Origin of the sequence: Paraburkholderia sp. GAS199, from assembly GCF_050436585.1 — a bacterium.
In the GTDB taxonomy this organism is placed as follows: Bacteria; Pseudomonadota; Gammaproteobacteria; order Burkholderiales; family Burkholderiaceae; genus Paraburkholderia.
This window is the reverse complement of record NZ_JBNDMM010000004.1, coordinates 143,678-169,694: the sequence shown is the minus strand read 5'-3', so window position 1 is coordinate 169,694 and position 26,017 is coordinate 143,678. Positions and strand designations below refer to the sequence as shown.

24 protein-coding genes are annotated in these 26,017 nt (G+C 63.6%); 9 read left to right on the top strand and 15 right to left on the bottom strand.

What is annotated here, in order from left to right; translation table 11 throughout:
- Positions 1-2 precede the first annotated feature (2 nt).
- The 13 genes from astD to P3T18_RS17640 form a co-directional block, all read right to left on the bottom strand.
- The gene (astD, locus tag P3T18_RS17700) at positions 3-1,466 is read right to left on the bottom strand and encodes a succinylglutamate-semialdehyde dehydrogenase (RefSeq protein ID WP_429301262.1); all 1,464 of its coding nucleotides are present in this window, start codon (positions 1,464-1,466) and stop codon (positions 3-5) included.
- Positions 1,467-1,468: 2 nt separating this feature from the next.
- Positions 1,469-2,512: an arginine N-succinyltransferase gene (gene astA, locus P3T18_RS17695; protein WP_429301261.1), complete on the bottom strand. Its 1,044-nt coding sequence runs from the start codon at positions 2,510-2,512 to the stop codon at positions 1,469-1,471.
- Entirely contained in the window at positions 2,509-3,576 is a 1,068-nt protein-coding gene (gene aruF / locus P3T18_RS17690) for an arginine/ornithine succinyltransferase subunit alpha (RefSeq protein ID WP_429301587.1), read from the bottom strand. The genes astA and aruF overlap by 4 nt, the downstream gene beginning before the upstream one ends.
- A 28-nt stretch (positions 3,577-3,604) precedes the next feature.
- On the bottom strand, positions 3,605-4,840 hold the full coding sequence (locus P3T18_RS17685) for an aspartate aminotransferase family protein (protein ID WP_429301260.1): 1,236 nt from the start codon (positions 4,838-4,840) through the stop codon (positions 3,605-3,607).
- Positions 4,841-4,997: 157 nt separating this feature from the next.
- Positions 4,998-6,038: a GlxA family transcriptional regulator gene (locus tag P3T18_RS17680; RefSeq protein WP_429301259.1), complete on the bottom strand. Its 1,041-nt coding sequence runs from the start codon at positions 6,036-6,038 to the stop codon at positions 4,998-5,000.
- 29 nt (positions 6,039-6,067) lie between these two features.
- Positions 6,068-6,895 (bottom strand): ABC transporter ATP-binding protein, encoded by an 828-nt coding sequence (locus tag P3T18_RS17675; RefSeq protein WP_429301258.1) that lies wholly within the window; start codon positions 6,893-6,895, stop codon positions 6,068-6,070.
- 56 nt (positions 6,896-6,951) lie between these two features.
- Complete coding sequence (locus P3T18_RS17670) at positions 6,952-7,665, bottom strand: ABC transporter permease (RefSeq protein WP_429301257.1); 714 nt, start codon at positions 7,663-7,665, stop codon at positions 6,952-6,954.
- Positions 7,666-7,669: 4 nt separating this feature from the next.
- Positions 7,670-8,359, bottom strand: a complete 690-nt coding sequence (locus tag P3T18_RS17665; RefSeq protein WP_429301256.1) for an ABC transporter permease — start codon at positions 8,357-8,359, stop codon at positions 7,670-7,672.
- A gap of 88 nt (positions 8,360-8,447) precedes the next feature.
- Positions 8,448-9,038 carry a hypothetical protein gene (locus P3T18_RS17660; protein WP_429301255.1) on the bottom strand — a complete coding sequence of 197 codons (591 nt, stop codon included), beginning with the start codon at positions 9,036-9,038 and terminating at the stop codon, positions 8,448-8,450.
- Between the two features lie 213 nt (positions 9,039-9,251).
- Positions 9,252-10,205 (bottom strand): patatin-like phospholipase family protein, encoded by a 954-nt coding sequence (locus P3T18_RS17655; RefSeq protein WP_429301254.1) that lies wholly within the window; start codon positions 10,203-10,205, stop codon positions 9,252-9,254.
- 19 nt (positions 10,206-10,224) lie between these two features.
- The gene (locus P3T18_RS17650; RefSeq protein WP_429301253.1) at positions 10,225-10,776 is read right to left on the bottom strand and encodes a hypothetical protein; all 552 of its coding nucleotides are present in this window, start codon (positions 10,774-10,776) and stop codon (positions 10,225-10,227) included.
- Between the two features lie 605 nt (positions 10,777-11,381).
- On the bottom strand, positions 11,382-12,983 hold the full coding sequence (locus P3T18_RS17645) for a rhodanese-related sulfurtransferase (RefSeq protein WP_429301252.1): 1,602 nt from the start codon (positions 12,981-12,983) through the stop codon (positions 11,382-11,384).
- A gap of 30 nt (positions 12,984-13,013) precedes the next feature.
- Positions 13,014-13,256, bottom strand: a complete 243-nt coding sequence (locus tag P3T18_RS17640; protein ID WP_429301251.1) for a hypothetical protein — start codon at positions 13,254-13,256, stop codon at positions 13,014-13,016.
- A gap of 514 nt (positions 13,257-13,770) precedes the next feature.
- Between P3T18_RS17640 and P3T18_RS17635 the strand changes: the two genes are divergently transcribed.
- Positions 13,771-14,766 carry an LLM class flavin-dependent oxidoreductase gene (locus tag P3T18_RS17635; protein ID WP_429301250.1) on the top strand — a complete coding sequence of 332 codons (996 nt, stop codon included), beginning with the start codon at positions 13,771-13,773 and terminating at the stop codon, positions 14,764-14,766.
- 70 nt (positions 14,767-14,836) lie between these two features.
- Here P3T18_RS17635 and P3T18_RS17630 read toward each other — a convergent pair whose 3' ends face one another.
- Entirely contained in the window at positions 14,837-16,012 is a 1,176-nt protein-coding gene (locus tag P3T18_RS17630; RefSeq protein ID WP_429301586.1) for an anaerobic sulfatase maturase, read from the bottom strand.
- Between the two features lie 163 nt (positions 16,013-16,175).
- Complete coding sequence (locus P3T18_RS17625) at positions 16,176-17,861, bottom strand: arylsulfatase (protein ID WP_429301249.1); 1,686 nt, start codon at positions 17,859-17,861, stop codon at positions 16,176-16,178.
- 347 nt (positions 17,862-18,208) lie between these two features.
- On the opposite strand from P3T18_RS17625, the gene P3T18_RS17620 reads away from it, so the two are divergent.
- The 8 genes from P3T18_RS17620 to P3T18_RS17585 all read left to right on the top strand — a co-directional run bounded on the left by P3T18_RS17620 (position 18,209) and on the right by P3T18_RS17585 (position 25,933).
- Positions 18,209-19,084 carry a helix-turn-helix domain-containing protein gene (locus P3T18_RS17620; protein WP_429301248.1) on the top strand — a complete coding sequence of 292 codons (876 nt, stop codon included), beginning with the start codon at positions 18,209-18,211 and terminating at the stop codon, positions 19,082-19,084.
- 87 nt (positions 19,085-19,171) lie between these two features.
- Entirely contained in the window at positions 19,172-20,113 is a 942-nt protein-coding gene (locus tag P3T18_RS17615; protein WP_429301247.1) for a PhzF family phenazine biosynthesis protein, read from the top strand.
- The gene (locus tag P3T18_RS17610; RefSeq protein ID WP_429301246.1) at positions 20,110-20,649 is read left to right on the top strand and encodes a RidA family protein; all 540 of its coding nucleotides are present in this window, start codon (positions 20,110-20,112) and stop codon (positions 20,647-20,649) included. The genes P3T18_RS17615 and P3T18_RS17610 overlap by 4 nt, the downstream gene beginning before the upstream one ends.
- Before the next feature lie 111 nt (positions 20,650-20,760).
- Entirely contained in the window at positions 20,761-21,513 is a 753-nt protein-coding gene (locus tag P3T18_RS17605; protein ID WP_429301245.1) for a transporter substrate-binding domain-containing protein, read from the top strand.
- Positions 21,510-22,166, top strand: a complete 657-nt coding sequence (glnP, locus tag P3T18_RS17600) for a glutamine ABC transporter permease GlnP (RefSeq protein ID WP_429301244.1) — start codon at positions 21,510-21,512, stop codon at positions 22,164-22,166. Before P3T18_RS17605 ends, glnP begins: the two co-directional genes overlap by 4 nt.
- Positions 22,163-22,891 carry a glutamine ABC transporter ATP-binding protein GlnQ gene (glnQ, locus tag P3T18_RS17595; protein ID WP_429301243.1) on the top strand — a complete coding sequence of 243 codons (729 nt, stop codon included), beginning with the start codon at positions 22,163-22,165 and terminating at the stop codon, positions 22,889-22,891. The genes glnP and glnQ overlap by 4 nt, the downstream gene beginning before the upstream one ends.
- Before the next feature lie 45 nt (positions 22,892-22,936).
- A complete protein-coding gene (locus P3T18_RS17590) occupies positions 22,937-24,121 on the top strand; it encodes a serine hydrolase domain-containing protein (RefSeq protein WP_429301242.1) in 1,185 nt (394 codons plus the stop codon).
- A gap of 342 nt (positions 24,122-24,463) precedes the next feature.
- Entirely contained in the window at positions 24,464-25,933 is a 1,470-nt protein-coding gene (locus P3T18_RS17585) for a DUF1254 domain-containing protein (protein ID WP_429301241.1), read from the top strand.
- The last annotated feature ends 84 nt before the right edge of the window (positions 25,934-26,017 follow it).

Below are 26,017 nucleotides of genomic sequence, written 5' to 3'. Positions count from 1 at the left end.
CCTTAGAATTGGAGGCCCGGCGAGACGCTCGCGGGCATGGTCAGTTGCGCGCTCTCGACCGACGCCATCGGATACGCGCAGTAGTCGGCCGCGTAGTAGGCGCTCGGCCGGTTGTTGCCCGAGCGGCCCGGACCGCCGAACGGCGCACCGGACGACGCGCCGTTGGTCGGCCGGTTCCAGTTGACGATGCCCGCGCGAATGCTGCGCTGGAACTGCGTCCACAAGGCTTCGTCGTCGGCGAGCAGACCCGCGGAAAGGCCGAACTCCGTATCGTTCGCGTGCTCGATCGCTTCGTCGAACGTTCCGTAACGGATGATCTGCGCAAGCGGGCCGAAATGCTCTTCGTCGGGCAGACCGGCCACGGCGCTCACGTCGAGAATCGCGGGTGTGACGAAGCCGAGTTGCGGATCGCGTTGCGTCATCTTGAGCAGCGCCTTCGCGCCGCCCGCGAGCAGACGCTCCTGCGCCGCGACCAGTCGCGAAGCGGCACGCGCCGACACCACCGCGCCCATAAACGGCTGCGGATCGGCGTTGTATTCGCCCACGGCGATACTCGAAGTCACGTCGACCAGACGCTCGATGAAACGGTCGCCCTGCGCGCCGTTCGGCACGAAGAGACGGCGCGCGCAGGTGCAGCGCTGCCCTGCCGAGAGAAACGCCGATTGAATGGTGTGATGCACGGCGGCGTCGACATCGGCCACCGGCCCGATCACGAGCGGATTGTTGCCGCCCATCTCCAGCGCCAGCACGATCTCCGGACGGCCGCCAAACTGCTTGTGCAACAATGTTCCGGTATCCGAACTACCCGTGAAGAACAGTCCGTCGATCTGCCGGTGATTGGCGAGCGCCACGCCGGTGTCTTTCTCGCCTTGCACGAGGTTCATCACTCCAGCGGGCAAACCCGCGTCGCGCCAGATTTCGACGGTCAGGCGCGCAACGCCCGGCGCCAGCTCGGACGGCTTGAATACCACGGCATTACCCGCGATCAACGCCGGCACGATGTGGCCGTTGGGCAGATGGCCCGGAAAGTTGTACGGTCCGAACACGGCCACCACGCCATGCGGACGATGCCGCAGCACCGCCGTGCCGTCGGCCATGGCCGAACGCTTTTCACCGGTGCGTTCGTTGTAGGCCTGAATCGAAATCTCGACCTTGGCGGCCATCGACGCCGCTTCCGTGCGCGCCTCCCACAGCGGCTTGCCGGTCTCGCGGCCGATCGCTTCGGCGAGCGCTTCCTTGCGTTCGGTCACGAGCGCGGCGAAACGGCGCACGATCGTGCAGCGTTCGTCGAGGCTCAGCGCTGACCACGTCGCGAATGCCCGGCGCGCGCTGCGCACGGCGCGATCGACGTCGTCCGCCGAGGCGCTGTTGCCTTCCCAAACCGTCGCGCCCGTTCCGGGGTTGCGCGACGCAAAAGCGGGTCCTGTGCCGGCGGCCCATTCGCCGTCGATGAAAAGCTCACTCATGATCATCCCTGTTTGTGTTTCTGCGGCAACACCCGCACGAGGTCGCCGGCCTTGACGTCGAGCGCCGAGGCTTCGGCCGCGCTCAGACGGAACACGCCGTCTTGCGGCACGCCCGCCACCACCCCGACGCGAAAGTCGCCGAGCGACGTATTCGATATCATCGACTTCGGGCCGTCCACGGCCGCACCTGCCGCCACACTCGCCACCCCGATTTCGACCGGCACGACGACGCTTTCGCGCACGGTGCGCAAGTCGGCGATGTGGCATTCGAGCACCGGACCGGCGTCGAAAATATCCACGTGGTTTTCGTAACGCAGCCCTTCCGCCTCGAGCATGCGGCGCGCCGGAATGGTGTCGTTATGCGTGAGGCCGACGCAGTCTTGCGCCTCCTGCGGCAACAACTCGACGTACACCGGATAGCGCGGCATCAGCTCGGCGAGAAACGCCTTGCGGCCATGCGAACTCAGATAGTCCGCCGCGTTGAAGTCGATCTGATAGAAGTGCGAACCCACCGCGCGCCAGAACGGCGAAGTGCCCTCTGCGTCGAAATGGCCGCGCAATTCCGCGCAGATACGCTGCGGAAAGCGCTCGCGAAACTGCGCGAGAAACATGAAGCGCGAGCGCGACAGCAAACCGCCCACGCCGCTCGTGCGATAACGCGGACTCAGAAACAGCGAACACACTTCCGCGTAACCGGTCAGGTCGTGCGAAATATTCAGCGCGCGCATGCGGGTCCAGATACCGAGGTCCTGGCTGGCATGCACCACCGTGCTCACGCGGTAGTTGTAAAACGGCTGTTGCAGGCCCACCGCCGTCTCGATTCCGCAGACCCCGGCCACGTCGCCGGTTTCGGTGTCTTCCATGACGAAGAAGTAGCCGGCTTCGAACGGCTCCGCCTTGTCTTCCATGGTGCGGCGCGCGCGTTCGACCCGTGCCGCGAGCGCGTCGCGATCGGGCTTGAAGGTGGTGAGGCCCGGCCCGGTTTCCTGGGCGAGGCGCATCAGCGCGTCCACATCGCCCCGTTGCACAACGCGAACCACGATCATTGTGCTTCTCCCGTCAATTCGTTCTGGGCGTCCTGGCGCGGCTGATGCAGACGCACGCAGCGCACCGCGTCGCCTTGCGCCACGCCAAGCGCGGCGCGTGCCTGGTGCGTGAGCGCCGCACCGCTCGCCCGGCCGTCCGGCAGCTCGCCGAGTACGCAGCGGAATTCGCCGTCCACGCCGTTATGCGCGATCAGATACGTCGAACCGTCGGCGGCGGACGCGGCTTCATGCACCACGCGCGTTTCGTTGCGCGTGACACAGGCGCTGCGGTCCACTTGCGCGGTCAGCACCGGGCCGGCGTCGAAGATGTCGATGAAGCGGTCGGTTTCGAAGCCTTCTTCCTGATGGATGTCGTAGGCGAGCAGCGCGTGCGAATCGGGTTCGCCGAGCACGCGCTGCGCGGCTTCCGGCAGAAGCGGCACGTAGATCGGATAGGTGGGCATTACTTCGGCGATGAAGGTGCGGCTGCGCCCGCCCGACTCGATTTCGATGTCGGCGAAATTGCGTCCGAAGAACTTGCGGCCCACCGCTTCCCAGAATGGCGAGACGCCGTTGTCATCGGTCACGCCGAGCAGCAGCGAAAAAACCTCGGGCGTGAAGCGCTTGCGATTGGCCGCGATGTACATCATCCGCGCGCGCGACATCAGATGCGCGGCGGCGTCGTGACGCAGCGACGGGTCGATGTAGTAACCCGCCAGCCGGCTCTTGCCGGTCAGTTCGTGCGACATGGTGAGCGCGTGGATCTTGCGATTCACCTGCAACTCGCGCGACGCGTGAATCAGGGCATCGTTGCGAAACGCGTAGAACGGGTCCGAATAACCGGCGGCGGCGACGATGCTCGCGGTGCCCAGCAGCTTGCCGCTCGCCGCGTCTTCGAGCACGAACAGATAGAACTCCTCGCCCGGAAAATCCACTTCCGCGCGAAACGAGTCTTCCGACAACGCGACGCGCGCTTCGAGCGCGCCCCGGTCGTGCGGCAGCGAATGCAGCACCGGTTGCGCGGTGCGCGCCATATGCTCGAGCGCGTCGAGATCGGCAAGACGGCTGGGACGTACGAAGAGCATCATCGTTCCTGTTGAATATGACGCGGGATCAGTGCGACGAGGCTTCGGCCTTGACACCGGCAATCGATTCGATCGCTTTGGCGAGTCGCGCGAAACCTTCGTCCATGTCTTCGGCCGGCATGATGAGCGACGGCACGAAGCGCAGCACGTCCGGACCCGCCATCAGCATGATGACGCCATGCTGACCCGCGGCCGTGACGAAGTCTTTCGCGCGGCCCTTGTACGCGTCGTTCAGTTCCGCGCCGATCAGCAGCCCCTTGCCGCGCACTTCAGTGAACAGACCGAAACGCTCGTCGAGTTTGCGCAGATGCGCCTTCAGCGCTTCGCTGCGGGTGCGCACGCCTTCGAGCAGCTTCGGATCGCTCACCAGCTCCACCACCTTTTCGGCGATCGCCGTGCCGAGCGGATTGCCGCCGTAGGTCGTGCCGTGCACGCCGACCTTGAAATGCGCGGCCAGTTCGTTCGTGGTCAGCATCGCGCCGATCGGGAAGCCGTTGCCGAGCGCCTTGGCGGTGGTCAGAATGTCCGGCGTCACGCCCGTGTCCTGATACGCGTAGAAATGGCCGCTGCGGCCCACACCCGTTTGTACCTCGTCAAAAATCAGCAGGGCGCCGTGCTGGTCGCAGGCTTCGCGCAGCGCTTTCAGGAACGCGGGATCGGCCGGAATCACGCCGCCTTCGCCCTGGATCGGCTCGACGATCACCGCGCAGGTTTTTGCGCCGATGGCCTGCTTCGCCGCTTCGATGTCGTTGTACGGCAGATGGACGATGCCCGCCGGCACCGGACCGAAGCCTTCGGAATACTTCGGCTGACCACCCACGCTCACCGTGAAGAACGTGCGGCCATGGAACGATTGCGTAAAGGAGACGATTTCGTCTTTCTCTGCGCCGTGGCGGTCGAACGCCACGCGGCGCGCCAGCTTCAGCGCCGCTTCGTTGGCTTCGGCGCCCGAGTTGGCGAAGAACGCGCGGTCGGCGAAGGTCAGCTCCTCGAGCCGTTTGGCGAGGCGCAGGACCGGCTCGTTGGTGTAGCCGTTACCGATGTGCCACAGCTTGCCGCCCTGCTCGTGCAAAACCTTCAGCAGTTCGGGATGCGCATGACCGAGCGCGGTGACGGCGATGCCGCCGGCGAAGTCGATATAGTCGCGGCCTTGCGTATCCCAGACGCGCGAGCCGAGACCACGATCCGGTACGAAGGCGGCGGGCGAAAACACCGGCACCATGACTTCGTCGAAGGTCTGGCGTGTCACAGTCAGGTCGTTCATGGCAAATCCTCGTTACAGGTGAGAGGTAATACAGGGTAGTGTAGGAAAACGCCGGCGATACGTCTTGCGCATACGCGACGCTTTCTATGAGCTTCCATGCGTGGCGGCGCTCCGGCGGTGTGCGGGCCCCGGCGGGTCGAACGCCGGCCGGCCCGGCTCACGCCTCGTGGTCCGGCGGTTCGATCAGCGCAGCCGGACGCGGCTCGGCGCCGCTCGCGCCGGTCTGTTTGTCGATCCAGTTGCGACGATCCTCTCGCGGTGTGACACCGAAACGTTCGCGGTACGCATTGGAAAAATGGGCCGCCGACGAAAACCCGCACGCGAGGCTGATCTGCACCACCGATTTGCTGGTGCGCTGCAACTGCGTGCGCGCCTTCGAGAGCCGCAGGCCGAGATAGTATTTGGACGGCATCGAGCCGAGGTACTGGCGAAACAGCCGTTCCAGCTGACGCCGCGACACGCCCACGAGGCCGGCGATTTCGTCGGTGGTGAGCGGGTCTTCGATATTCGCTTCCATCAGCAGCAGCGCGTCGTTCAGACGCGGATGACGCTCGCCTGGCGCCGTCACGAACGGAATGCGCTGACGTTCGTCGCCGGCGCGCAGCACGCCCACGCCGAGCGTGTCGGCGATGCGCTCGGCGAGCTCGGGACCGTGATCGCGGCCGATCATCGCCAGCATGAAGTCGACGGTGGCCTGACCGCCCGCGCAGGTGGCGCGGTCGCGGTCGATTTCGAAAATCTGCTGCGTGACGATGGAGCGTTCGAACTGTTCCGAGAACTGCTGGTAGGTTTCCCAGTTCACGCTCACGCGATAGCCGGACAACTGCCCCGCCATGGCCAGCCACCAGACACCGTGATGGATGCCGGTGACGAGCGGCGTGCGTTGTCCGACGCGCGAGAGACTGGCGAGGAACAGGCGGTAGTCGGCGAACTGCTGGAAGCGCTCGCTGATGACGATCAGCCAGTCGCACGCGATCGCGTCGCCGAAAGCGGCGTCGGCCGGCCACTGCGCGCCGCCCGCCAGCGGCACCGCGCGGCCGTCCCACGAACAGACCTGCACGCGATACAAGGCGCGTCCGTCGATTTCATTGGCGAGATTGAGCGCGTCGACGATCGGGCCGACGCCCGACATCGATACGGGCGGCAGCGCGACAATGGCGACCTGAATGGTGCGGGACGGGCTGGACGTGCGGGCCATCGCTAACGGAGAAGCGCGAGCGGCGCGCGTTACTTCAGACTGCCGGACAGGAACTGCTTCAGGCGTTCGCTGCGCGGCGCGGTGAGCACGTCGGCGGGCAGCCCTTCTTCTTCGGTGCGGCCCTGATGCAGGAACATCACGTGGTTCGACACGTTGCGCGCAAAACCCATTTCGTGCGTGACCACGATCATCGTGCGGCCTTCTTCCGCGAGCTTCTGCATGACCTTGAGCACTTCGCCGACCAGTTCGGGGTCGAGCGCCGAGGTCGGCTCGTCGAACAGCATCACGTCAGGATTCATGGCCAGCGCCCGCGCGATCGCCACACGCTGCTGCTGACCACCCGACAGATGCGACGGGTACTGTTTTTCGAGGCGCGGCGCGAGTCCCACCTTCTCCAGATATTCGCGCGCGCGTTCTTCCGCTTCGCGACGCGACATGCCCAGCACGTGAATCGGCGCTTCCACCACATTCTCGATCACGTTCATGTGCGCCCACAGGTTGAAGTGCTGGAACACCATGGCGAGCTTCGTGCGAATGCGCTGCAACTGCTTGTGATCGGCCACTTCGAGATTGCCGGCGCGGTCGGTTTTCGTTTTGACCGCTTCGCCGTCGACCACGATCTGCCCCGCGTTGGGCCGCTCCAGAAAATTGATGCAGCGCAGGAAGGTGCTCTTGCCCGAGCCGCTCGCGCCGATAATGCTGATGACGTCGCCCTTGTTCGCGTTCAGCGAGACACCCTTGAGCACTTCGTTGTCGCCGTAACGCTTGTGGATGTCCTGAACGGCGAGCTTGCAGGCTTCGGTCTGAGTCGTGTGGAGCAAGATGCTCTCCCTTGGAAAATACGGATCGGTCTTCATGACGGCGCAACGAGGCGCCGTCCGATGCTGCGGGCAAGGCTCGAATCCCGGCGAATTCAGTGCGTGCGAACCGCCAGATAACCCAGCCAGTGACGCTCGGCGCGCCGGAACAAAGCCACCAGCGCAAACGACACGACCAGGTACATCAGCGCCGCGAGTCCGAAGGCGTCGAACGAGCGATACGTGGCCGAGTTCGCGTCGCGCGCCACCTTCAGAATGTCGGGCACCGTGGCCGTGAATGCGACCGTGGTGGCATGCAGCATCAGGATCACTTCGTTACTGTACAACGGCAAGGCCCGGCGCAGCGCGGACGGTATCACAATGCGCCGGTACATCGTGAATCCGCTCATGCCATACGCGCGCGCCGCTTCCACTTCGCCGTGCGACGTCGAGCGGATCGCGCCGGCGAAAATCTCCGTGGTGTAGGCGCAGGTGTTCAGCGCGAAGGCGAGGATCGCGCAGTGAAAACCGCTGCGGAAGAATGCGTCCAGCAACTGATGCGAGCGCACGAATTCGAGGCTGTACATGCCCGTGTAGATCAGCAGCAGTTGCACGTAGAGCGGCGTGCCGCGAAACACGTAGGTATAGAGACGCACCGGCGTGGACAGCCAACGGTTCTTCGACACGCGCGCCACCGCGAGCGGAATGGCCGTAAAAAAGCCGATGCCGATCGACGCCACCAGCAACCATAGCGTGACCGCGAGGCCCGAAAGACGCTGACCGTCCCAGTAGAGGAACGCCTGCCAGAACTGGTTGAGGATATCGAGCATGGTCTTAGAACTCCGCGTGCCGCACGCCGATCGAATAGCGCTTTTCCAGCCAGATCAGCGCGAGATTCGATACCGTGGTGATCGCCAGATAGATCAGCGCGGCGATCAGGATGAAGAAGAACAGATTGAAGGTGCTCTTGCCGGCGTCCTGCGCGGCCTTGACGATGTCGGCGAGGCCGATGATCGACACCAGCGCCGTCGCCTTGACCAGGACCTGCCAGTTATTGCCGATGCCCGGCAGCGCGAAGCGCATCATCTGCGGGAACAGGATGCGGGTGAACACGCGCGCGCCGCTCATGCCGTAGGCGCTGCCCGCTTCGAGTTGACCGCGCGGCACCGCGAGAAAGGCGCCGCGGAAAGTCTCGGTGAAATACGCACCGTAGATGAAGCCGAGCGTCAGCACGCCGGCCACGAACGGATCGATATCGAACTGCGGGAGATCAAGCGCATCGGTGAGATTGTTGACGGCGATCTGGATGCTGTAGAAGAGCAGCAGCATCAGCACGAGATCCGGCACCGAGCGGATCAGCGTCGTATAACCCGTGGCGAGGGCACGCAACGGCCGGTTAAACGAGAGTTTCGCCGCCGCACCCGCGAGGCCGAGCAGGACTGCCGCGGCCAGCGACAGCACCGACAGTTCGATCGTCTGGATCGTGCCGGCCAGCAGCACCGGACCAAAGCCGTAGAGGAACACGCTTGTCTCCAGTTGGTTTGTTTTGGCAGCCTGTTGCAGCGCGGCTTGTCAGGGGTGGGTGCGAGTGTCCCTGGCGGAAATTAATTGCTCAAACTCTGGTTGGTTGTTTGATGCGGTGCAGCATGGCGTTGTTTTTATTGAGGGTTCGGGGGTTGTGGGTGGCTGTGCGCCCCGGGCGCGGGTTTGGCGTGCTTTGAAGTTGATGGTTTTGGGTCGCTTTTTTTATATTTTTTGCTGGAGTGCCCACGGGGCTTGTTTTGTTTTTTTCTGCGGCGATGGTGTTCTTCTGGTTTGCCTGCGGCAGCGGCGTTTCTTTTCTTATTGGTTTATTAGCGTTGCCCCTGTGCGGGGCGGCACTTACTTTCTTTGCCGCGGCAAAGAAAGCTAAGCAAAGAAAGCCGCTCACACCGCTAATGCTATTCGTTATCGGTGGCACTTCTCTGCGGCGGTGGCCCCGGAGCGTCCGGCGCGTCGCGCACTCCGCGTAAGTGACAAGGCCGTCATCAGTTCCGGCGGCGCTTCGCGCGCCGAGCGGTATGCTGGGGAAACCGAAGGTTTCCAATGGGCGCTTCGCCGAGGCGAAGCCGACGGCTGGTAAAGCAAAAAACGAAGTGATTGGTTGGGTGAAGTACCGCTCCGGCGCGCGCAGCGTCGCCGGAACGGATGACTGCTGTACCACTGCGGGTGGCGATCCACGGCCGGCCCTATCGGCTGCCACTCCGCGTGGTTATGAGAGGTGCCCGCTTAGGGTTAGCGGTTTGAGCGGCTTTCTTTGCTTACCTTTCTTTGCCGCGGCAAAGAAAGTAAGTGCCGCCCCGCACAGGGGCAACACTAATAAACCACTAAGAAATGAAACACCAAAAAAACACCCCCCGGGCAGGGAAAAAAACCATCACTCCATCCCTAATCGAGCCCGAATAGCCGGCAACATATATTCGACCGCCGCGCGTCCCTCTTCAATAGCCGGCCCAGCCCGATGAAAATCAAAAATCCCCATCCCACCCAGCCTCGGCTGAATCAGAATATCCGCGGGCTCACCGGCTAACCGGCTCCGCGTAATCCGCACCTGCATGATGTCGATGCTCTGCGCCACCGAACTCAGCATCGACGGCACGCGCGCGCTCGGCGCGGGCGGCACGCGCACGTCGTCGCTGACGGGCGTCTCGGCCGGCGCGAGCCAGCGCGGCCACGGTTTGCCGTTGCGGCGCAGCGCCACGGGCGGCGGTGCGGTCGGATCGAGCGCCGGCGTCTCCACCACCGCTCCGCCGAAATCGCGGCCGTTCAGAATGTCGTTGTTCAGGTCGACGGCGATCACGCAATCGGCACGCATGCCGCGCGCGACGGAAACCGGCACGGGATTGCTCAGGCCGCCATCCACGAGCCACACGCCGTTGTGCCACACCGGCGTGAAAATGCCCGGAATCGCGATCGACGCACGCACGGCGTCGACCACGCTGCCGTCCTGCATCCAGCTCTCGCGGCCCGAATCGAGTTCGGTCGCGACCGCGGCGAACGGCATGTTCAACTGCGCGATCGAACGGCCGTTGAATTTGTCGGCGAATACCTGAATGACCTTGCGCCCGCCGAGCAGACCACCCGACAGACGCAGATCGAGCAGACGGACCACCGTTTGCCACGTCAGGCGCGACACCCACTCCTCGAGCCAGTCGAGATCGCCATTTGCGTAGACCGCGCCCACCAGCGCGCCGATCGATGTGCCGCACACCACATCGGGCTTGATGCCCGCGTCGTGCAATGCGCGAATCGCACCGATATGCGCCCAGCCCCGTGCAGCCCCGCCCCCTAATACCAGCCCGATACGGCTGTATCGACGTCGACGTATCATCGCTTCCCCGCTTTTTTCTCTACCGGCCACGCACCACGTCGGAGCGCGATGTCGTGTACACCTTATGGTACTCGTCGAAATGTACGTTGAAGATACCCTCTTCCGTCACGCCCCGCTCGCGCCACTTCCAGCTCCACACGGTTTCGGGCTTGAGCGGAAACACCGCGACCTGACCGGGCTTGCCGAGCAGACGGCGCACTTCGTCCTCGGTCATGCCCATGCGGATCTTGCCGAAGTTCTCCGCGGTCAGCACCTGGGTGATCGCCTGCAATTTGCCGTCGCGGTCAATGTCCACCATATAGGTGTTCAGGCCTTCCGGCCCACGCGGATACTCGAAGCGTTTCGAGCCGTCCGTGAAGGTGCGCTCGGTTTCGGGCTTGCCCATCTGGTCGCGAATCTTCGCTTCGGTCGTGACGCCCGGCGTCATGTCCTTGAGCAGCAGCGCGTCCGGTTTGACGGCGTTGAAGAATTCCTTGAGTTTTTGCACGGCGCGATCGCTTTGTTGATCGTCGCAGCCGGTCAGCGCGACGCACGCGGCCAGCATGGCGACGGTAAGCAGTTTGAGGCTCACAGCAGATGTCCTGTATGAACGCGACCGCACGACCGGGCGCGTTCCAAATGTGATGGCGTGTCGATGGATCGGCCAGCGCGGCGCGACACCATCGAGCGTGCTACAGGATAACCGTCTGGGGAAAAAACCGCGAGCGACGTGCCCGGCGGCTCGCGAGTCGCGTGCCGCACGCAGTCAAAAAAACATCGGTGCAAGGAAAAAAGGCGACGCTGTGCAAAGCGTCGTCCGAGGCCGGTACGGTTGGCCGCAAAGAGGACTGGCGAGCTGCCATCAAAAGCGGCAGATGCCGGAAGCAGAGATCGAGTGCTGCGGCGTGGACGACGGGCAGCAGTCCGGTTCGACGCATGACGGCAACGATGCGAGATCGTCGCCGGCATGCCGGACTGCTGCTGACTGAAGCCGCCCTGGTCCCTCGATAAGCCTTTCAGGTGCAGCTAATCTAACCGCATCGAAAGCTTTCGACGAGAGCGCGTTTACACCGAATCGGCAGAGGATTCGCGTACCACACGACGGCTTGGCGGCGAGGGCCCCACGAGCAACGCTGCGCATCATCGCGCCCGCTGCGCAAGCCGGTCTTCGCGCCGCTTTCCAAAACACTATCGCGTTCAGATCACGTGAAAACCGTGCGTGCCGTCACGCCCGAGTTGCGCGACGAGTCCGTGTTCCCACTCCAGATAGGCGCTCATCGCTTCGCGTGCGTTATCCGAGCCTTCATACGGACGCGGATAACGATCGATGCGCGGCGACGCCAGCCGCGTCTCGCCGCTTTCGAGCGGCAGGTCCGCGGCGATCCACGCGGCCGTGCCGCCGGCCAGCACCTGCACCGGCTTGCCCGTCAAGGCGGCGAGTTCGGGGGCGGCGAAACGCGCGAGCAGACTGCTGCCGCACGTCACCACGTAACGCTCGGCATCGGGCAACTTGCGCACCGCTTCGCCCAGTTGCGAGCGGATCGCGAACCACGCGCCGGGAATATGGCGCTTCACGTAGTTCGCGCTCGCGGTGAGATCGAGCACCACCGTGCCGCGCGCCTGCAGCAAGGTCAGCAATCCGGCAGGCGAGATTTCTTCGACATCGGGCGGCGTGACCGCAAAACGCGGCGCGGGCGCGGGTCCCTTCTCGCTGAAATCGGCACCTGTCAATCCGTCGACCACGTACACCTCGACATTCATCTGCGCGAGCCAGGACGCCGTCATGTTGGCGCGCACGCCGTCGTTGTCTGCGAGAATCACACGCGCACCGCGCACCGTGGCAAACATTTCGGTTTCCTGCACAAGCTGGCCGCCGGGCGCGCTGCGAAAACCCGGCACGTGGCCGGCTTCGTATTCGTCGGGTGTGCGTACGTCGAATCGATAGACGCTGCGTACCGCTTCGTCGGCCCAGCGACGCGCTTCGTCGCGCGAGGTGCGGCCCACGTGGGCGCGGTCGGCGACATCGCGCGCCGCCGTCGCGGCCGCGAGGCGGATCGCGTCGTCGACTCTCGGATCGAAGCGCCGCGTGCTGCCGTGCGCGAGCGGTTGTCCCGCGAGCGTCCAGCCGATCGTGCCGTCGCGCAGCGACGCCACCGGGTTCGGCACGCCCGCATTGATGAGCGACTGCGCGCCGATGATGCTGCGCGTGCGTCCCGCGCAGTTCACAATGATGCGCGTGGCCGGATTCGGTGCAAGCTGACGTGCGCGCAGCACCAGTTCGGCGCCCGGCACGTTCACGCTGCCGGGAATGTTCATGGTCTGATATTCGTCGAAGCGGCGTGCGTCGAGCACCACCACATCGGCTTCACGGTCGAGTAAGGCCTGAACCTGCGCCGCATCCAGCGACGGCGTATGACGCTCGCTCTCCACCAGTTCGCCGAACGCCTTGCTCGGCACGTTCACATCCTTGAACAGCTCGCCGCCCGCGCGCGCCCAGCCTTTCAGGCCGCCTTCGAGCAGGGCGATGCTGGTGTAGCCGAGCTGGCTCAGCCGTTCGGCCGCGCGTTGCGCCAGCCCTTCGCCGTCGTCCATCACGACGATCGGCACGTCGCGGCGCGGCAATCGCAGCGGCGCGTCCAGTTCGAGCCGCGACAGCGGCAGATTGGCGGCAAAAAGCGGATGACTGCGGGCATGCAGAAATTCTTCGCGCACATCGAGGAGCGCGATTTCGGCGCGCGCGAGCAGTGCGCGGCGCACGTTTTCGAATGATTGAGTACTGAACTCTTTGACGAAAGTCATGAGACCGGAGACTCCTTCGTGACATTCCAGCTATTCGGTAAAACGCCGTTCGACTAGCCGGAGATAAAGGTCTTGCGGCCGCTGCCGGCCCGATGGACCGCGCGTTGCCGCACCGATATTCCCACCGTACACGCGAATGACGATCGGCGTACGGTTGCTATAAGCCTTGCTCACGCAATGGATATTGCCGATACGCGGCGCGACGGCTTCGACCGCGCCCGCTGCGAGGCGTTGCGGCGCGTTTTCCTCGTTTTCCTCAAAGCCGCTATGCAAGCTGCTGTTCGGGCGCGCCATCCTGCGTGACACTGAACGACTGTGCAATTTCCGCGCCACGCGGCACGTCGATCAATCCGCAGACGGAAGCGTCGTGCGCGGGCGTCGACTGTTGCGATTTTGACTGTCGCGGGCCGCCGCGCGACCCGATTCGCGCTGCGCGACGTGTGCGTTCAGTCCACTCGTCTAGCTGGATTCATCGAAGCCCCCGGAAAGCGTAGCGAGGAATGCAAGAATTACGCGCAACGCTTTCGCGCTGCGTCGGATTGGCCGCCCGCTTCGCCGCGCAAAAAGACTAAGACGCGAGCCGTTCAAGGTAGCAGCGCGGCATGTGACTGTTAAATATCGATCGGCCATATCGATATCGACCTCACGTGTATCGCTCACATCGAGCAGCACGTCGCGCCCAACCCTTTCGCAAACGTGGGCATCCGGGGGCAGTCAGCAGGAAAGCCGAACCTTTGCCACAATGCCCCATCGCGCGACAGCGCCCGAATCAGCAAGTGAACAGACAATGATCCCCTTCTCGGTCCTCGACCTCTCGCCCGTCAACGCGGGCGCCACCCCTGCCGACGCGTTCCGCCACACGCTCGATCTCGCGCAGCACGCGGAAAAGTGGCAATACCGTCGCTTCTGGCTGGCCGAGCATCACAACATGACCGGCATCGCCAGCGCGGCGACCGCCGTGGTGATCGGCCATGTGGCGGGCGGCACGCAGACGATCCGCGTCGGTTCCGGCGGCATCATGCTGCCGAACCATGCGCCGCTCGTCATCGCGGAACAGTTCGGCACGCTGGCTTCGCTGTATCCCGACCGTATCGATCTGGGCCTCGGCCGCGCACCCGGCACCGATCAATCGACGGCGCGCGCCCTGCGCCGCGATCTGCAGAACAGCGCCGACTCCTTCCCCGACGACGTGGTCGAATTGCAGCGTTATTTCGCCGATCCCGTGCCGGGTCAGCGGATTCGCGCCGTGCCCGGCGCGGGTTTGCACGTGCCGCTATGGCTGCTCGGCTCGTCGCTGTTCAGCGCGCAACTCGCCGCGGCGCTTGGCCTGCCGTTCGCCTTCGCCTCGCATTTCGCACCCGATTACATGCTGAGCGCGCTGAAGGTCTATCGCGAACAGTTCCGTCCGTCCGCGACGCTGGACAAACCGTATGCGATGGTCGGCGTGAATCTGTTCGCCGCCGATACCGGCGAAGAAGCCGCGCGTCTTTTCACGTCGCTGCAGCAGCAGTTCATCAATCTGCGGCGTGGCACGCCCGGACAATTGCAGCCGCCGGTCGAACAGCTGGAGGCGTCGTCGATGGAATTGAACGGCGTCGCGCATTCGCTCGCGTGCTCGGTGGTCGGCGATCGCGAGACGGTGCGTGACGGGCTGCGCTCCATCATCGAGCAAACGGGGGCGAACGAGTTGATGCTCACCGCGCAGATTTACGATCACGCCGCGCGTTTGCGTTCGTTCGAGATCGGCGCGCAGGTGAGAGAGGAACTGGCCGAGGCGCGTTGAGGTTTCGTTGAGGTTGCGCCGAGACTCATAAAAAGCCGACGGCGGCGGCCGGCATGCGCTGGCCGCCCCGCTAGCACTGCCTTGCGAGTTGCCTGAGCGCGGGACCTGCGTGCTCATGAAACCGTCGGATCCCGGCGCAGAGATAATTCAGTCCCGGCTCTCCGTCGGGGCTTCGTACGAAGCGGTTCTTTGGGCACTCTCCCCAACAAAGTTTCAGGTGTTTGCATTGCCGACAATAGTCGGGAAGGGAATCGCGCTTCGCGTATCCGAAGCGCTGTTGCTGCTGGGAAAAAGCCATCTCGCCAAGGTGCGTTTTGCCGATGTTACCCAGCGACCATGCTGGATAGACATAGTGATCGCACGAATACACCTCGCCGTCGTGTTCGATCGCAAGCGCTTTGCCGCAAAACTCGGCGCTGATGCAGGTTTGTGCGGGCTTCCCCATGGTTTGCACGACTGCCGTCTCGAAGAGGCTGACGAGCACGCGGCCGACGTCTTTTTTGAGCCACTCGTCGAAAGTGCGCGACAGAAAGTAGCCCCAGTCGTCGGGATCGACCGACCAGTCCGTCACGACCGAATCCGCATTGCCCGGCTTCGCCGCGCTGGTGCCGATCATGGGCATGGTCTCGACCGACCAGTGCTGAGGGGCAACTTCGCGAAAAACTTTGGGTTCGACGCAGGGAATGACCTGCATATAGGTCGAGTTCAGTTCATTGCGCAGAAAACGGTACACGTCCAACGGACGTTTTGCATTGATCCGGTTCACGACGGTCAGCGTGTTGAATTTCACGCCCTGCCTGCGCAGACATTCGACGCCGCGCATGACCCTGTCGAACGTGGGCTGGCCTTTCCGGTCCCGACGGAACGCATCGTGCAATTCACGCGGCCCGTCGATGCTGAGTCCAACCAGAAAGGCGTGCTCTTTGAGGAAGACGCACCATTCGTCGTCGAGCAAGGTCCCGTTGGTTTGAAGATCATTCGAAATGCGGCGTCCCGGCGGCTGGTATTTTTTCTGAATCTCGACGACGTCGCGGAAAAAGTCGATACCGAGCATGGTCGGCTCGCCGCCTTGCCATGAAAAAATGATCTCGTCGCCGTTTTGCGCCTCGATGTACTGACGAATGTAACGTTCGAGCATCGTGGGCGTCATTCTGCTGCCCCGACGCTGTTCGAGCAGATGTTCCTTGTGCAGGTAATAGCAATACGTGCAGTCGATATTGCACGTCGAGCCGACGGGTTTCGCCATCGTGTGAAAGCGTCCTTTCTGCGCCGGTGCGATTGGCTCCGGCACCGACGCTTTCGCGCTCACGAACGAAATCGGCCGCTGTACTACGTCGTCTCTTTCGTGCATACCATTCCTCGCACCGGAGCCCGAGGTGCGCGACTATAACGTGCACCTCGGGGACTGCTCAATTGCCGGTCGGCATCGGGATGTTGAAGCCGTTCTTCTGGAGTTCGTCGCGAATGTAGCCGAACCGCTGATACTGGGTCAGCGTAATCGGACCTGAATAGCCTTCGCCCTGCATTTTGCGGGGTGGATACTGGATGTACGTTTTCATCAGGTCTTTCACGGCAAGGTTGAACGTCGGAAGTGTCCAGGTGTGCTCCGTATAGTTGTTCATGAAAATGTCGTACCGCTCCTGGGGGTCCTGATAGAGATCGAACACTTGCGGAACCGTCGCGACGTAACTTTCGGGCCCTTTCCAGCCGAGATTCGTATCCACCGCGAGACCACCCGTATCCGCTCCACCGTCGCCACGCAAATTGAAGACAGCCTTGAATTGTCCGACCCGCACCGCGCCCGGCGTCAATTCGTTCTCGGTGAAATAGAACCAGGCCTCGCGCTTGCTCTTGCCGGTGCCGAATAGCACGGGCGACATATCGAAACTGTCGAAAATAATCGGCTTGCCTTCACGATCGTTCTTCGGCAAATCGACTCCCGCCAGCGCCGCGAAGGTTGCCATGCAATCGAGACCGCCCAGAATGTCGTAGTTTCGCGAGTGCGGCTTGATCTTGCCGGGCCACCACGCAAGCGCCGGTACACGTGTGCCGCCTTCGCGGTCGGTTCCCTTGGTGCCACGGAACGGCGTATAGCCGGCATCGGGGTAAACGTCCTGCCACGCACCGTTGTCGGTCGTGAAGAAGACCAGCGTATTCTTGTCGAGTCCCTTTTCACGCAGTTTGTCGAGGATGTGACCCACGCGCGCATCCAGTTCGACCAGCGAGTCCGCATATTTGGCCTTCGACAGGGATTTGCCGATGTAGTCCGGGTCGGGCATGTTCGGCTGGTGCACCTTCATGAAGTTCACATTGATAAAAAACGGCTGACCGCGCTGCGCCGCTTCGTCGATGTCGTCGAGCGCCGCTTTCTCGATGTACCGGTCCACGAATGGAATACCGACGATCCGGTTTTCCGGTTCGTTCTGGTACTGCCCGTTCAACTTGAAATCTTCATGCGCCTTTTCGCCGGCTTTGCCGGAGAGCATGCCGGTCGTCACCTTGGCGAACATGTCGCGAGTCTTCTGATCCATCTCGGGGAACCACTTCGGATCGGAATACGTGTAGGCGTTCAGGTGATAGAGACCGACATATTTCATGTCGTCATAGCCTTGCGCATTGGGAAGCGCGTAATCCGCCTCGCCGAGATGCCATTTACCGGTGAAATAGGTGTTGTAGTGCGCGAGCTTCAATACGGAAGCCAGAGTCCACTCCGCATGGGGCAAACCTCCGCCCTGCCCCTGGAACGCGACGGTTGTCATGCCGCTGCGATTCGGGTTGCGCCCCGTCTGAAGCGCCGCGCGGCCGGGCGTACAGCTTGGCTGGCCATAGAAGTCGAAAAATGTCATGCCTTCGTCGGCCATTCTGTCGAGGTTTGGCGTCGGAATACCGCGCCCCTCGCCTCCGCCGTAGACGCCGAGATCGCCGTAGCCGACGTCGTCACCGACGATCAGCACGATGTTGGGCCGCGTTTGCGGCTGCGACGCAGTCTGCGCCTGTCCGCTGATCGCAAAACCGAGAAGACCGGTTGCGGCAAGTGCAAACGGCGCGTATGCCAGTGGTTTGGACAATCCTGCGAGGCGCGTCACGAGTCGCATGCTGTTCCCCAAACTAGAGATTGCCGGAGAAGTTCCGGTTTGATTTACCGGAACGATTTTTCTACGAGGCACCGCTCTTTACCATTAGGGCAAGGGGCAACGGAATTGCCCCGAAGGGCAAAACAGAAGGCAATGCACGGGCGCGTTTCTGACGCGGCGCACCAAACCAGCAATACGCCGCCCTGGCGCAAACAGTCCCCGGCAAAGCCCCCAGCGGCTTTTTGCACTGTTATGCTTTCCAGCATTCCGTCGATGCCGGGCGGCCCTCGCGATTCGATACGGCGCACGCGCGCCGGTCGCCGGGTCTGCCACGGCGAGACACTTCCTGAATCGCATGGAGTATCGCCATGCTACGAACGTTCACCCAGCTTTGCCAGCCCGCCAACAAGGCCCAGCTGGTTGCCGCAGACGAAGGACACGCGACGCTGACCGGCAGCGGCACTTACGCGATGCCCTGGCATTGGCACGACTGCCTCATGTTCATCCTGCCGAGTCACGGCGCGGTGGAGCTTTGTCATGAAGACCGCCGCTCGGGCACCTGGCTTTCGCAGGACCGCTTCGCCGTCGTGCCGCAAGGACGCGCGCACCAGACCCGCGCCGGATGCGCCACGCACACGCACGTCGCCGTCTACGTGACGGGTGATGCACTGCACAAGCTCGATACGGGCGTCGGTTCGCTCGGCGAATTCCGGCGCCGCACGCGCACGCCGATTCTCGTACGACGAACCGCCGCGATTCGCACGCTGCAGGAACTCTCGTTGCGCAGCGACATGGGTGCGTATGGCGGCGAGGCCACGCGTCAGGCGCTTTCGTCGGCTCTGCTGATGCAGTGCATCGGCGAAGTGATCTCCGGCAAAACGGAGCCCGGCATCTCGCCGCGCGAGCACGGCATGGCGCTGGTCGCCGACCTCGAAGCCTTCGTGGCCCGTCATGCCGATCAGGACATTCCGCTCGACGCGCTGGAAGACCGCTTCGGCATTTCGCGCCGTCACATCACACGGCTGTTTCGCGAAGGCACCGGCCAGTCGATCGGCGAATTCCAGCAGCGCAAACGCTACGAAAACGCTTGCCGGCTGCTCTCCGACACGGATCTGCCGATCGGCGAAGTGGCATTTCGCGTCGGCTTCGAAAGCGGCGCGGCGCTCGCGCGCGCGATGCGCCGCATCGGCGGCCACTCGCCGTCCGAGTTGCGCGACAGGATGGCCCGCGCGGTCAAAAGTTAAGGCCCGCTCGAACGCGCGGCGCGGCGTCGATCCCCGTAAATTGACCGGATGGAAACACATCCCCCGGTCAGCGGGGCTCACACCGCCATGTCTTCACCCCATCAGGTCGAACTCGTCAGCGTGTTCGCCGCCGGTCCCGGCGGCGGCAATCCCGCGCCCATCGTGGTCGACGCAGCCGGCATGTCCGACGCGCAAATGCAGCAGGTGGCCCGGCACTACGGCCACGAAAGCGGCTTTGTGCTGCCCGCGCCGCCCGGCTCCGGCTGCGATTACGAGTTTCGCTTCTGGGTACCGAACCACGAAATGTCGATGTGCGGCCACGCCACGGTCGGCGCGGTCTGGCTGCTCCATCAGACCGGCAAACTCCAACGCGACCATCTGACGGTCCAGACGCGCAGCGGCGCGGTGAAAGTGCGCATCACGGATCACACCGCCGACGGCGCGGCAGTCGAAATCTCCCAGCCGCTGGGCCGCATCGAGCCGCTGCCGCACGCCGAGCGCAGCCGCGACGAGATCCTCGACGCGCTCGGTATCGACGCAACGCAGCTGGCTCCCCTGCCGATCCAGAACGCCTCCACCAGCCGCGTGAAGACGCTGATTCCGCTCGCCACCTGCGCCGCGCTCGACGCCCTGCAGCCGCGCTTCGAAAAAATCGAAGCGCTGTGCGAGCGGATCGGCTCGACCGGCCTCTATCCCTACGCAAGCTTCGACGCCGGCCGGCAAATCTTCGACGCGCGGCAGTTTCCCCGCGCCTCCGGCTATCCGGAAGACGCGGCCACCGGCATCGCGGCCTCGGCTTTGTCGTTCGGTCTGCTGGCCAACGGCATGGTGGAAGCGTCCCCGCGAACCATCACGATCCGTCAGGGCCGCGCGATGAAGCGTCCCTCGCAGATCTCGGTACGCTTCAGTTTCGATACGGCTGTAAGTGCGGCCGCAAGCAGCGATACCGACGCACCGGCAGGCCGTCCCGACGGCTGCTGGCTCGGCGGGCCGGTCCGCTTCGAGACGCACGTCGGGGCTGCGTCATGACGACCGCCATCGCTGCGCGTCTGGCGCAACTCGGGCTGACGCTGCCGCCCTTGCCCTCGCCGCGCGGCGCCTACGTGGGCGTGGTGATCCACGGCGGGATTGCCTACATCAGCGGCCAGGTCAGCCGCACCGGCGACGACATCATCGCGGGACCGGTCGATCACACGACGCCGCGCGAGTCGATCCGCGATGCCGCGCGGACCTGCGTGCTGCGCGCGCTGAGCGCGCTGGCGGCGGCGTTGCCGTCCACGATGACGGTCGAGCGCGTGCTGTTTTTGCGCGGCTTCGTCAACGCCGTGCCCGAGTTCGGCAACCACAGCCAGGTGCTGGACGAAGCGTCCCTGCTGCTGCACGAGGTATTCGGCGAAAGCGGCCAGCACGCGCGCTCGGCCGTGGGCGTGGCCGGCTTGCCGGGCGGCGGACTGCTCGAAATCGAACTGACCGTTGCGCTCGTGCCCATCGCCCGTGCCGGCGAGCCGCAACACGCCGGCAGCGCCGGAAACACCAGCAACACCAACGAAGCCGGGCCGCCGTAACGCGGCATGAGCCGTCAATGAGCCATCAACGAACATTAACGAGCCGTCATTAGATGGCGGATCGCCGGCCAGACCGGCAGGTCCGCACGATCAACCACCGTGGAGAAAACCATGAATCGCCGTCAACTGCTGCAACTCGGCCTCGCGGCCGGACCCGCTCTCCTGTTGTCGCGCTCGCTGCGCGCGGCCGACGCCGAACTGGTGGTCGGCTCCAATGTCGGCGCCCCGCCGTTCGCGTTCAAGCAGGGCGACAGCTATTCCGGCTTCGACGTCGAGGTCTGGAGCGAAGTCGCCAAAGGCATGAAACGCAAATGGCGCCTGCAGCCGATGGAATTCGGCGCGCTGATCCCGGCCCTGCAGACGCACAACATCGACGTGATCGTCTCGCAACTCTTCATCAAGCCCGAGCGTCAGCAGGTCATCGATTTCTCGACGCCGTACTACAAAAGCGGCCTGATCGCGCTGACGCGGCTGGACAACACCACGATCCACAGCCCGGCCGATCTCGCCGGCAAACACATCGGCACCGAGACGGGGACGGTCGCGGTGGGCTACATCAAGGATCACGTCAAGGACGCGACGCTCGAACAACTGCCGAGCATCAACAATGCGCTGCTGGCGCTGGAAGCGGGCCGCACCGACGCCGTGGTCTACGACAAGCCGCAATTGCTCTACTACGCCAACACCGCCGGCAAGAACAAGGTGCGGGTCGTCCAGCCGCCGCTCGAAGGACTCGACGTGGGCATGGGCTTCCAGAAAGGCAGCCCGCTGGTTGCCGCGGCCAATGCGCAACTCGCCGCCATGAAGGCCGACGGCCGGCTCGAGGCGCTCAACCGCAAATGGTTCGGCGAGGCGTCGTCATGAGCTTTGACTGGGCGGCCGTCGGTGCCGCGCTGCCGGACCTGCTGATGGGGCTCCGGCTCACGCTTCTGATCGCGCTGGCCGGCCTCGCCGGCGGCGTCGTGCTCGGCGTCATGGCCGGCGTTGCGCTGACCTACGGCGGCCGCTACGCCGCGCTGCCGGCGCAGGTGTATGTCGCGCTGATTCGCGGCACGCCGATCGTCGTGCAGGTGATGTTCGTGTATTTCGCGCTGCCGATCATGATGAACATACGGATCAGCGCGACCAGCGCGGCCATCATCACCTTGATCGTGAATTCCGGCGCGTACAACGCGGAAATCATCCGCGGCGCGCTCGACGCGGTGCCCGGCGGATTGCGCGAAGCCGGCCTCGCGATGGGCTTGCGCTTTCACACCGTGCTCGCGCATGTCATCACGCCGATTGCCTTCCGCCGCGCACTGCCGGCAATGGGCAACCAGTTCGTCAACCTGGTCAAGGACACCTCGATCTTTCTCGTCATCGGCGTGGGAGAACTCACGCGCCGCGGCCAGGAGATCATGGCCGAGAACTTTCGGGCGGTGGAAATCTGGACTGCGGTGGCGGTCATTTATCTGCTCGTGATCAGCCTGCTCGCGCTCGGTCTGCGAGTACTCGAACGGAGGGTACGTCTGCCATGAGCATGATCGAATTTCGTCAGGTATCCAAACGTTTTGGACAGCATGTCGTTCTGCAACCGCTCGATCTCGCGATCGAGCGCGGCGAAGTCGCGGTGATCGTCGGGCCGTCCGGGTCCGGCAAGTCCACCCTGCTTCGCTGCATCAACGGACTGGAGACCATCAGTTCCGGCGACCTGCGCGTCGACGACATCAGCGTGCTGGGTTCCGCGCGCGATATCCGGCGCATCCGGCTCGAAGCGGGCATGGTGTTCCAGCAGTTCAATCTGTTTCCCAACCTCACGGCGCTGCAGAACGTCATGTTCGGCCCGATCCGCGCGCGCGGCCGCAGCAAGGCCGAAGCGCGCGAGATTGCCGGCGCGCTGCTGGAGAAAGTCGGCCTCGCGCAACGCATGCAGCACTACCCGTCGCAGCTTTCCGGCGGACAGCAGCAGCGCGTGGCGATCGCGCGCGCGCTCGCCGTCCAGCCCAAGCTGATGTTATTCGACGAGCCGACCTCGGCGCTCGATCCGGAATTGCGTCAGGAAGTGCTCAAGGTCATGCAGACGCTGGCCAGCGAAGGCATGACGATGGTGGTGGTCACGCATGAAATGGGCTTTGCGCAGCGCGTCGGATCGCGCCTGCTCTTCATGGAAGCGGGTCGCGTCGTGCACGACGGCAAGCCCGTCGAGATGCTGGCCACGCCGCCCGGCGACCGCTTTCGCGAGTTTCTGCAGCATGTCCATTGATGCTCATGCGATTTACCGCCGTACGCCACAGGAGTCCGCAGCCCCATGATCCCGTCACGCTTTGAACACGACTACGGTTTTCGCCGCGACAGCGTTCGTCACGACAACTGGCGCGACGCGCCGTGGAACGTCTGGGCCTTCCGCCACGTCCACGAAATCATTCCGACGGCGCGCATCGCCGCCACGCCCGGTCTCGCCGAAGCACCCCTCGCGAACGCCGACGCGCTGACCGCACACGAGTTCGTGGTGCATGGCGAACGCCGCACGATTGCCTCGGCGCTGGGTCAGACCTCGACCGATGCCATTGCCGTGATGCGAGGCGGACGCTTCGTCGCCGATTTTCATGCGCCGAATTTCACGCTGCAAAGCCGCCACATTCTGTTTTCGGCCAGCAAGTCGGTCGCGGGACTGCTCGCCGGCATGCTGTACGGCGACGGACTGCTCGACCCCAACGCGCCGGTCGCGGAGTACGTGCCGGAACTCGCGCGCTCGGCGTTCGGCGACGCCCGCGTCAGACACGTGCTGGATATGCGCACCAGTCTCGACTTCGACGAGGACTATCTCAACCCCAACGGCATCTACGCGCGCTACCGGCGCGCCGGCCTGCTCGATCCGCGCCGCGACGGCGAGCCGTTGGAAACGGTAATCGAGCTGCTTGCGTGTCTGTCCAAAGGCGCGGGCGAGCATGGTGGTCCGTTTCATTACTGCTCGCCCAACTCGGACGTGCTCGGCCTCGTGATCGAACGCGCCTCGGGGCAGCGCTATGCCGACTTCGCCGCGACGCGTCTGTGGCAACCACTCGGTCTGCGGCAGGACGGCTGTGTCACGGTCGATATCGCCGGCACGGCTCGCTCGGGCGGCGGCCTGTGCATGACCGTCCGCGATCTGGCGCGGATCGGCGAACTGGTGCGGCTGGGCGGCGTGGCCGGAGACCGCCGGCTGATCCCCGCCGACTGGATGACCGACACGCTCACGGGCGGCAGCGCGGAAGCCTGGCGGCAAGGCTCATTCTCGTCGTGGCTGCCGGACGGCAAGTACCGCAACAAGTGGTATCAGGTGGGTAATGCCAGCGGCGCCTGCTTTGCAATCGGCATTCATGGACAGTGGCTCTATGTCGATCCGTTGCGCGAAACGGTGATCGCCAAGTTCTCGTCGCAACCCGATCCGACCAACGAAGCGGTCAAGCTGCTGAATCTGGCGTTGTTCGAGGCGATCGCGACGATGCCGTAAGGCTGGGCGTTTTGCATCGGGGACGGCCCGCCATCGCGGCGAGCCCGTCCCGGCCGACCCGGCAAGCTCACCGGGCACCCCGGCGAACTGCCAACTGCGCGGGCGTCCCTTCACGACTGCCCCATTGGGCAATTCCGTTGCCCTTTTCCCCTATGGCGTCCGGCCGGATTTCGGACAAGACTCAGCGACTGAATCTTGTCCGATCGAATCCGCGCCCGGCAAGCGCCACGTAATCCCATCCAGCCTACAGAGACGAGTGGCGCGCGCCAGAATGGGAAGATGATTGCGTGGAAGCACCGGATCATGGAGCGGCGATCTTTTCTTGCGAGGCGGTGTCGACTCATGAAGAACATGATCAAACGAGGCTTCACGATTGCAGCGATTTGCCTGCTCACACTCGCATCCGGCACAGCCGGCGCGCAGGACGGCAAGGAGCCGCTCGGCGGCCAACCGGCGGCGGGCAGCAAACCCTCCCCGGACCTCAATTATCAGATCCTGCGACAGCGCGCATTCGAAGCGGTCAACTGGGCGCTGCCTGCAGTGGAAATCTATCGATTTCGTCCCGCCGGCGCCAAATCCCTCGGTCTGAAAGACAACGATATTCTCGCGTATTCCAAGCCCGCAACGCCCAATCTCGAAGTCGTGACGGGGAATAGTTCGACGCCGTATATTTCCGCCTTCACCGATCTTCGCAAGGGTCCGGTGGTGCTGGAACTGCCGCCGTCCGGCGCCGACGGCAGCCTGTACGGACAGGTCGTGGATGCGTGGCAATTCACGATTGCCGACGTTGGCCCGTCAGGACTGGATCAGGGAAAGGGCGGCAAATATCTGTTCACGCCACCCGGTTACACAGGGCCGATTCCCGAGGGTTACATTCACGTTGCGTCACCCAGCTTCCGGATTACGATGGCATTCCGCTCGATCGTCCAGCCAGGCAAAACGGTGGACGACGCGTTCAATTTCTCGCACAAGCTGCGGCTGTACTATCTCTCGGACGCAGCCAACCCGCCCCAGCAAACTTTCGTCGATCCAGGCACTCGACGCTATCCGACACTGCCGTTTTACGACGAGCGATTCTTCAAGGATCTCGCCGATATCGTCAATGTCGAACCCGTGAGACCGGAAGACAAAGTGATGATGGGCATGCTCGCCTCATTGGGAATTCAGAAAGGCAAGCCATTTAATCCGGATGCCGAAACAATCCGGGCGATGCGTCAGGGTGCCGCCGACGCCTGGTTCAGCCTGCAGGCCTACTTCGATCATCCGCCCAAGGATGTTCTCTACTGGCCCGAGCGACACTACATTTCCCTGCTGCTCCCCGACGAAAAGAAACAGTTCGATTACGTCTACGACGACCGCGTCGATTACGTGGGCCGCGCCAGAGCTTTCTTCTGGTGCATCTATATGCCCAAGACGCTGAGCGATTCGCCGGGCACGATGTACATGGTGGCCGTGGCGGACAAGAACGGCAAACTGATGGACGCGAAGACGACGTACAAGATCACGATTCCCGCCAAGATGCCCGCGAAGCAATTCTGGGCCGTCACGGTCTACGACCATGCCACGTGGACCTACATTTACAGCAATAGCGAGCGCACCACGCTGTCTTCGTACGACATGGACAAGATGAAGCTCAATAGCGACGGCAGCGTAACGATCTACGTCGGACCGCATGCGCCAAAGGGACTCGAGTCGAACTGGATTCCAACGGCTAGGCGCCGCCCTGCTCCGACGGTCCGGTTCTACGGACCAACGGATGATTTTATGAACAAGTCGTTCAAGCTGCCGGATTTCGAGGCGGTCGGAAAATAGCGGGTGGGAATGGGCCGAACGGATGCGTATCGGCCTCACACTTGCAGAAGATCGCCAGCCCTCTGCGGGGCTGGCGTGGTTCGT